This window comes from Phenylobacterium aquaticum, assembly GCF_947378715.1.
GTDB classification, from domain to species: domain Bacteria; phylum Pseudomonadota; class Alphaproteobacteria; order Caulobacterales; family Caulobacteraceae; genus Phenylobacterium; species Phenylobacterium aquaticum_A.
This window is the reverse complement of the sequence record NZ_CANCLE010000019.1, coordinates 26,011-34,388: the sequence shown is the minus strand read 5'-3', so window position 1 is coordinate 34,388 and position 8,378 is coordinate 26,011. Positions and strand designations below refer to the sequence as shown.

Below are 8,378 nucleotides of genomic sequence, written 5' to 3'. Positions count from 1 at the left end.
GGAATTGATTCCTTTCGGAAAACGGACCCCATGCCCGACAAGCAGCTTCTGCACCTCGTCATCGGCGGCGAACTGGCGGACCTCGAACACAACACCTTCCGCGACCTGAAGAAGGTCGACCTGGTGGGCGCCTATGGCAGCTATGGCGAGGCGCTCGCCGCCTGGCGCGCCAAGGCCCAGTCCACCGTCGACAACGCCCTGATGCGCTACTTCATCATCCACGCCCACAAGCTGCTCGACCCGGACATGGATCCGGACCACGACCACGAGCACTGATGACAGGTCGCGCTGCTCCCCCTCCGGGGGAGCTGGCCCAAAGGGCCTGAGGGGGCCGACCCGAAGGGGCGGATACAGCCCCTCGGTCCCGACCGCCGTCTGCGACGACAGCCCCCTCCACCGCTTCGCGGTCCCCCTCCCCCAAATCGCGCTTTGCGCTGGGGGAGGAACCCTGGCCTTAGCCCTCGCCCCGCTTGCGGGGAGAGGGTTGGGTGAGGGGCCTTTCTGACGCGCCGCGCCCAAATCGCTGGCCGAAAGACGCTCCGCTATCGCTACGCGCCCCTCACCCTACCCTCTCGCCCAAGGGGGAGAGGGAAAGCGCTACTCCCGCTTCACCAGGCCATCCGTCAGCACCCGTCCCCACATCTGGCTGCGGAAATCGGCCTTGATGGCGGCCTCGTCATAGGCCGGGCTGTCGACCCATTCGAGGAAGGTCTGGCCCGCAGGTTCGCCCTCGGCGAGATAGCGCTCGAAGGTATAGTCCAGCACCCCGGTCTTGCCCTGCTTCACATGCAGGTACTTCAGGGACAGCTGCTCCAGGGCCTCGCGGATCGGCAGGCCCTTTCGGAAGTGCATGTAGAACACGCTCATGATCCCGGCCCGGTCCGCGCCGGACTTGCAGTGGATCAGGGCCGGATATTCGATCGTCTCGAACAGGGCCTTGGCCCCGTGGACCCGGGCGCGGCTGGGCACCTCGCGCGAGGTGATGGTGAAGTCGACCAGCTTCAGGCCCAGCCGTTCGCAGGCGTCCTTCTCCAGGACGTAGAAGCTGGCGTCGAAACCGCCGCGCAGGTTGACGATGGTCTTGATCCCGCGCCGCTTCCATTCGGCCAGCTGGAACGGCCAGGGCTGGTTGGTCCGCACCAGCTCGTCGCTGATCCAGTGGGCGTTGGAGAACCGCACCCGCAGATAGGCGTGGTCCTTCCACAGATAGTCGAGATAGGTCGAAAACCGGCCGCGCGGCGAGGTCAGATCGAATTCGGCCACGGGGCGCTCCGGAGGATGACCGCCCCTAACTAGGGGCTGACGGGGCGAAACGGAAGCTTTCGGGGACGCCAGGCCCTATATGGCGCAGGTTGTCCTTCGTGGGAGAGGGCGATCTTGACTTCCCGCCCCAGACCGCCGACCCAGACGAGAATGACCGCCCCCAGCCCCGACGCCGCCGAGCTTCCGGCCCGCGCCCTGATCGGGCGGATCGCCAGGACCTATCTGGCCCCCCGCTGGAAGGGCCTGACCGTGGCCATGCTGGCCGCCGTCTGCGTGGCGATCCTCAGTTCGGCCTTGGTCAGCATATTGAAGCCCGCCGTGAACGACCTGATGGTCAATCACAAGGCCGCCGCCCTGTTGTCGATCCCCGCCGCCATCGCCGCCATGGCCATCGGTCGGGGCCTGGCCCAGATCATCCAGGCCTCGCTGATCAACCGCATCGGCAACGCCGTGGTCGGCGACGTCCAGGTGCAGCTGTTCGGCAAGCTGGTCCGCGCCGACCTCGCCCACCTGCGCACCCAGCATTCCGGGGCTTACGTCTCATCCGTGCTCTATGACGCCGGCCTGATCCGCGAGGCCGCGACCTCCGGCGTGATCAACTACACCCAGCACTTCCTGACCGTGGTCGGCGCCATCTGGGTGATGGTGGCCGCCGACCCCTATCTGTCCCTGACCCTGATCGTCGCCGCGCCGCTGTCGACCAGCATCATGCGCCGCTTCTCCAAGCGCACCACCAAGGCCGCCAAGGGGGCCATGGTCGAGACCTCGGCCCTGTCGACCGCCATCATGGAGAGCCTCGACGGCGTCCGCGTGGTCAAGATCGAGAACCGCGAGGCCTATGAGGAGGCCCGCGTCGCCGAGGTGGTGCAGCGCCGGCAGGACTTCCTGGTCAAGGGCGCCAACGCCCGGGCCCGCGCCGCCCCGGCCACCGAGACCCTGATGACCATCATCACCGCCGGGGTGATCGCCTATGCGGGCTGGCGCTCGCAGTCGGGCCACATGTCGGTCGGCGCCTTCGTGGCCTTCCTCGGCGGCCTGGGCGTGGCGTCTCAGTCCCTGCGCCAGATCGCCAATCTGCAGACCGTGATGGCCGAGGGGATGTCGGCGGCGCGCCGGCTGTTCGTGGCCCTGGATGTCGAGCCGGAGATCGGCGACGCGCCCGGCGCGACCGTCCTGGCCCGGGGCGAGGGCCTGATCGGCTTCGAGCATGTCGGCTTCGCCTATGCTGGCGGGCCAGCCACCCTCACCGACATCAGCTTCAGCGTCGCGCGCGGCCAGACCGTCGCCCTGGTCGGACCCTCCGGCGGCGGCAAGACCACCCTGCTGAACCTGATCCCACGCTTCTATGACGCCACCGAGGGCCGGGTGACCATCGACGGGACCGACATCCGCGCGGTGACCCTGAGCTCGCTGCGTGACCAGATTGCGCTCGTCACCCAGGAGCCCTTCCTGTTCGACGACACCATCCGCGCCAACATCGCCTATGCGCGGCCCGACGCCAGCCAGGCCGAGATCGAGCAGGCCGCCCGGAACGCGGCCGCCCACGACTTCATCACCACCCTGCCCAAGGGCTATGACACCCTGGTCGGCGAGGCGGGCGCCCGCCTTTCCGGCGGCCAGCGCCAGCGGATCGCCATCGCCCGCGCCTTCCTGAAGAACGCCCCGATCCTGCTGCTCGACGAGGCCACCAGCGCGCTCGACACCGAGAGCGAGGCCCTGGTCCAGGCGGCGCTGGCCCGGCTGATGGACGGCCGCACCACCATCCTCATCGCCCACCGGCTCTCGACCGTGCGCGGCGCCGACCGCATCTATGTGATCGACAAGGGCCAGGTGGTCGAACAGGGCGACCACACGGCCCTGATCGCCCAGCGCGGCCTCTATGCCCGCCTGGCCCAGCGCCAGGACCTGGAGGCGGAGGACGCCGCGTGAAGAAGTTCCTGCGCAGCCCCGCCGTCCAGGCCTTCCTTGGCCTGATGCTGGCCGGCTATCTGATCCTGATCCGCCGCACCACCCGCTGGACCCATGTGGGGCTGGAGAAGGTCGAACCGACGCTCAACTCCGACCAGGGGGCCATCGGCCTGTTCTGGCATGGCCGCATTCCGCTCTGCCTCGGCATCGGCCAGGTCTGGTGGAAGAAGCCCAAGCTGCGCTGCCTGGTCTCGCCGTCCTCAGACGGGGAGTTCATCGCCCAGGCCCTGGCCCGCGCCCGCTTCCCGGCCATCCGCGCCTCCTCGGCCAAGAAGGGCGATTCCGCCAAGGCCCGCGCCGTGGTCGCCGCCTTCCGCGAGGCCATGACCTGGGTCGGCGACGGCGGGGTGCTGATCGTGACCCCGGACGGCCCGCGTGGCCCCAATGAGGTGATCGCCTCGGGCTCGCTGCAGATCGCCAAGCGCACCGGCGCGCCGGTGTTCCTCATGGGCCTGGCCGCCGCTCCGTCGATCCAGCTCGACACCTGGGACAAGGTGATGTTCGCGCGGCCCTTCGGTCGCGGCGCGACGGTCTGGGAGGGCCCGTTCCACGTGCCCAGGGATGCCGATGACGCGCAGATTGAATCCCTGATCGCGGAATGGTCGGCGCTGCTGTCGGATGCTACACGCCGGGCGGAAAAGCTGGTGGCGCGCCGCGCCGATTGATCCGACGACCTCACGGTGAGACACAGGGCCATGGCGCACGATCACTCCGGCCACTCCCATTCCCACGACCATGGCCATGATCATGGGCACGGCCATGACCATGGGCACAGTCACGGGCACAGCCATGGCGGCCACAGCCATGCGCCCAAGGACTTTGGCCGCGCCTTCGCCATCGGGATCGCCCTGAACTTCGGCTTCGTGGTGGTCGAGGTTGGCGCGGGGCTGTTTTCACACTCCCTCGCCCTGCTGGCCGACGCCGGCCACAACATGTCCGACGTGCTCAGCCTGCTGCTGGCCTGGGGCGCCACGGTGCTGGCCAAGCGCGCGCCCAGCGCGCGGCGGACCTATGGCCTGCGCAAGGCCACCATACTGGCCTCCCTGACCAATGCGGTGATGCTGCTGGTCGCCGTGGGCGTCATCGCCTCGGAATCCGTGCGCCGCCTGCTGGAGCCCGCGACCATCGCCACCCTGCCGGTGATGATCACCGCCGGGATCGGGGTGGTGATCAATACCGCGACGGCCCTGATGTTCATGAAGGGCCATGACGACCTCAACGCCCGCGGCGCGTTCCTGCATATGGCCAGCGACGCCGCGGTGTCCCTGGCCGTGGTCGCGGGCGCGGCGGTGATGGCGGTGACCGGTGGGCTGGCCTGGCTCGACCCGGCGCTGAGCCTCGGCATCGGGGTGGTGATCGTCATCGGCACCTGGTCCCTGCTGCGCGATTCGGTGGACCTGGCCCTGGACGCCGCCCCGCGCGGCATAGACGTCAATGCGGTCAAGGCCTGGCTCAATGCCCGGCCTGGCGTTTCAGACGTCCATGACCTGCATATCTGGGCCATGAGCACCACCGAGACGGCGCTCACCGTCCACCTGACCCGGCCGGCCAATCCCGAACCCGACGGCTTCCTGCACGCCACCTGCGAGGGGCTGGCCCACCAGTTCGGCATCGGCCACTGCACCCTGCAGATCGAGACGGGCGACGCAGCGAGTTGCAAGCTGTCGCCCGTCGAGACGGTCTGAGCGGCCGCCCTTGCGCCCCGCCAGCCTCGCGCTCTACGGCGCGGCCACCGGCCTGCTGGAGCCCCTGGCGCCGCTGCTGCTGCGCCGCCGCGCCGCCGCCGGCAAGGAAGACCCCACCCGACTGGGTGAGCGGCTGGGCAAGCCATCACACGCCGTGCCCGACGGTCCTCTCGTCTGGCTGCACGGAGTAAGCGTCGGCGAGAGCCTGTCCCTGTTGCCCCTGATCGAAGCCTTGAGCGAACGGTCGCCGCAGACCCGCCTGCTGGTCACCTCGGGCACACGCACCTCAGCCGAGCTCCTGGCCAGGCGCCTGCCGCCCGGCGTGATCCACCAGTACGCGCCCATCGACGGCCCGCGCGCGGTGGTCCGGTTTCTCAACCACTGGCGCCCCCGCCTCGCCATCTTCGTCGAGAGCGAACTGTGGCCCAACATGGTCCTCGCCGCCCAGGCGCGCCGGATTCGCCTGGCCCTGATCTCCGCCCGGATGACCAAGGCCAGCGCCCGGGGCTGGGGTCGGGTGCCCGCCGCCGCCCGCACCCTGTTGTCAGCCTTCGACCTCGTCCTGCCGCAGGAGGCCGAGACCGCCGCGCGCCTGACCCGGCTGGGCGCCCGCGTCGGGCCGTTCCTCAGTCTCAAGCTGGCCGGCGGCCCCCTGCCCTGCGACGCCGCCGAACTCGCGCGGCTGCGCGGGATGATCGGCGAACGTCCCGTGATCCTGGCCGCCAGCACCCATCCCGGCGAGGAGGAGATCATCGCCCGCGCCGTCCAGGCGACGGAGCGCGACGCCCTGCTGGTCATCGCCCCGCGCCACCCCGAGCGCGCCGGCGAGATCGCCGCCGCCCTGGCCGCCCAGGGCTTCACCGTCACCCGCCGCAGCGAGGGCGCGACCCCGGACGCCGGCGTCTATCTGGCCGACACCCTGGGGGAGATGGGGCTGTTCTTCCGCCTGGCCCGGGCGGCGATCATGGGCGGCAGCTTCCTGCCCGGCGTCGGCGGCCATAATCCGCTGGAGCCCGCCCGGCTCGGCGTCGCCGTGGTCACCGGCCCGCACGCCTTCAACGCCCGCGCTGTCTATGACGAGATGTTCGCCGAGGTCGCCGCCCTCGAGGCGGCCGACGAAGCCGCGCTTGTCCGCCACATCGCCGGCCTGATCGACTATCCGGCCATCGCGCGCAGGATCGGCGAGGCCGGCCTCGACTATGCCGAGCGCCAGGGCGCGGCGCTCGACCAGGCGCTGACCCTGATCCAACCCCTGCTGCGCCCATGAAGCTGCCCACGCCCCGCTGGTGGTATGTGCGATCGGGCGCCCCGGCCCCGGTGGCGCGCGCCCTGCTGAAGCCCCTGTCCTGGATCTGGGCGGCGGTGACGGCGCGCCGGATCGCCCGCGCCCATCCGGTCGACGCCGGGGTTCCGGTGATCTGCGTCGGCAACCTGACCGCCGGCGGGGTGGGCAAGACCCCGGTGGTGCGCGAACTGTTGCGGCGGCTGAGCCTCCAGGGCGTCGCGGCCCATGGGCTGTCGCGGGGCTATGGCGGGTCGCTCGCCGGGCCCTTGCAGGTCGATCCGGCCCTGCACACCACCGCCGAGGTCGGGGACGAGCCGCTGATGCTGGCCGCCGACGCCCCCATCTGGATCGCCCGCGACCGCGCGGCCGGGGCCCGCGCCGCCGGCCAGGCCGGCGCCCAGGTCGTGGTCATGGACGACGGCCATCAGAACCCCGGCCTGAAGAAGGCCCTGTCCTTGGTGGTGGTCGACGGCGAGACCCGCAATGGCGAATGGCCGCTGGGCGACGGTTCGGTGTTCCCCGCCGGCCCCTTGCGCGAACCCCTGGCCGTGGGCCTGGCCCGCGCGGACGCGGTGATCCTGATGCTGCCGGACGACCTGGCGACGGCCGATCCGGAGCTGCTGGCGGTGTTCGGGACGACCCCGGTGCTGATCGCCCATGTGGTCCCGGACGCCCCGCCCCCCACCGGGCCGCAGCTGGGCTTCGCCGGCATCGGCAAGCCCTGGAAGGTTGAGCGCGCCCTGAAGGCCGCCGGCTGCGACCTGAAGGACTTCGCCAGCTTCCCCGACCACATGGCCTATGATCCGGCGACCCTGAAGGCCCTGGCCGCCCAGGCCCGGCGCCTGGGCGCCGGCCTGGTGACCACCGAGAAGGACTGGGTGCGGCTGCCGCCGGCCTGGCGGGCGCGGGTCACAGCCTGGCCGGTCCGCTGCGTGTTTGAGGACGAGGCGGCGCTGGACGCCCTGCTCGCCCCCTTGATCCCTTAGAGCGCGCGGGACGGGCTAACCGGTGTCCACCTGGCCCTGATGCGCTCTAGGCGCCGGCCTTCTGGGCGAAGGCCCAGCCGGCCTTGGCCAGCAATGGCACCCGCTCGGCCATGGCCGCAGCCTGCGGGCTGTTGGCGGTGCCGTCACGCACCCGACCCACGATCCCCTGCAGGATGCCGGCCAGGCGGAAGCTGTTATAGGCGAAGAACCAGTTGACCTCCGGCAGGCCTGCGCGGCCGGTCAGCCGGCAATATTCGGCGACATATTCCTCCAGGGTCGGAATGCCGTGAGCCTTGAGGTCCGGGATCTGGGCGACGCCGCCATTGACCCAGTTCATCAGCAGATAGGTGAAGTCGGCCAGCGGCTCGCCCAGGGTCGACAACTCCCAGTCCAGCACGGCGATCACCTTGGGCTCGGTCGGGTGCAGCACCATGTTGTCGAGACGGTAGTCGCCATGCACCACCGAGGTGCGTTCCTGGGCCGGGACCGAGGCGGGCAGATATTCGATCAGCCGCTCGATCTCGTCGATCTTCACCGTCTCCGAGGCGCGGTACTGCTTGGTCCAGCGATCGACCTGGCGACCCATATAGTTGCCGGGGCGGCCATAGTCGGAGAGGCCGACGGCCTCGACATCGGTGTTGTGCAGGTCGGCCAGCGTCTTGAGCTTGGCCATGTAGATGGCGTGGCGCTCGGCCGGCTCATAGGCCGGCAGGGACTGGTCCCACAGGATCCGGCCTTCGACCATGTCCATCACATAGAACATGGTGCCGATCACCGCGTCGTCGGTGCACAGGCCCCAGGAGCGGGCCACCGGGAAGCCGGTGGGATAGAGGGCGGTGATCACCTTGTACTCGCGGTCCACGGCGTGGGCCGAGGGCAGGAGCTTGCCGGGCGGCTTGCGCCGCATGACGTATTTCTTGTTCGGCGTGACCAGCTGGTAGGTCGGGTTGGACTGGCCGCCCTTGAACTGGCGGACCTCCAGCGGCCCCTCAAAGCCCTCCACATTGGCGGCCATCCAGGCGGCCAGGGCGGCTTCGTCAAAGCGGTGGCTCTCGGCCACGTCCTTGGTGCCCGTGTTCAGCTGTTCGCGCTGCTGCTCGGCGGCGTCGGCCATGGCGTTTCCCGTCATCTCTTACGCTTGTTTGAAAGCACCTTATCGATCCGCCCCGGGGCCGGGCAAGCACGACGCTA

At 70.0% G+C, this 8,378-nt stretch carries 8 protein-coding genes; 6 read left to right on the top strand and 2 right to left on the bottom strand.

What is annotated here, in order from left to right; genetic code table 11:
• Nucleotides 1-30: 30 nt before the first annotated feature.
• Complete coding sequence (locus Q7P21_RS04670) at nt 31-276, top strand: DUF4170 domain-containing protein (RefSeq protein ID WP_304175969.1); 246 nt, start codon at nt 31-33, stop codon at nt 274-276.
• A gap of 321 nt (nt 277-597) precedes the next feature.
• Here Q7P21_RS04670 and Q7P21_RS04665 read toward each other — a convergent pair whose 3' ends face one another.
• Entirely contained in the window at nt 598-1,263 is a 666-nt protein-coding gene (locus Q7P21_RS04665) for a protein tyrosine phosphatase (protein ID WP_304175967.1), read from the bottom strand.
• A gap of 150 nt (nt 1,264-1,413) precedes the next feature.
• On the opposite strand from Q7P21_RS04665, the gene Q7P21_RS04660 reads away from it, so the two are divergent.
• Genes Q7P21_RS04660 through lpxK form a run of 5 tightly spaced genes read left to right on the top strand, consistent with a single transcriptional unit; the run spans nt 1,414 to nt 7,187 of the window.
• Nucleotides 1,414-3,192: an ABC transporter ATP-binding protein gene (locus Q7P21_RS04660; protein ID WP_304175965.1), complete on the top strand. Its 1,779-nt coding sequence runs from the start codon at nt 1,414-1,416 to the stop codon at nt 3,190-3,192.
• Nucleotides 3,189-3,896 (top strand): lysophospholipid acyltransferase family protein, encoded by a 708-nt coding sequence (locus Q7P21_RS04655; protein WP_304167355.1) that lies wholly within the window; start codon nt 3,189-3,191, stop codon nt 3,894-3,896. Before Q7P21_RS04660 ends, Q7P21_RS04655 begins: the two co-directional genes overlap by 4 nt.
• Before the next feature lie 30 nt (nt 3,897-3,926).
• Nucleotides 3,927-4,916 (top strand): cation diffusion facilitator family transporter, encoded by a 990-nt coding sequence (locus Q7P21_RS04650; protein ID WP_304167358.1) that lies wholly within the window; start codon nt 3,927-3,929, stop codon nt 4,914-4,916.
• Between the two features lie 10 nt (nt 4,917-4,926).
• Nucleotides 4,927-6,183, top strand: coding sequence for a 3-deoxy-D-manno-octulosonic acid transferase (locus tag Q7P21_RS04645; protein ID WP_304175963.1), 1,257 nt, complete (start codon nt 4,927-4,929; stop codon nt 6,181-6,183).
• Nucleotides 6,180-7,187, top strand: a complete 1,008-nt coding sequence (gene lpxK, locus Q7P21_RS04640) for a tetraacyldisaccharide 4'-kinase (RefSeq protein WP_304175961.1) — start codon at nt 6,180-6,182, stop codon at nt 7,185-7,187. The genes Q7P21_RS04645 and lpxK overlap by 4 nt, the downstream gene beginning before the upstream one ends.
• A gap of 46 nt (nt 7,188-7,233) precedes the next feature.
• Here lpxK and Q7P21_RS04635 read toward each other — a convergent pair whose 3' ends face one another.
• Nucleotides 7,234-8,301 (bottom strand): phosphotransferase family protein, encoded by a 1,068-nt coding sequence (locus Q7P21_RS04635; RefSeq protein ID WP_304167367.1) that lies wholly within the window; start codon nt 8,299-8,301, stop codon nt 7,234-7,236.
• Nucleotides 8,302-8,378: the final 77 nt, after the last annotated feature.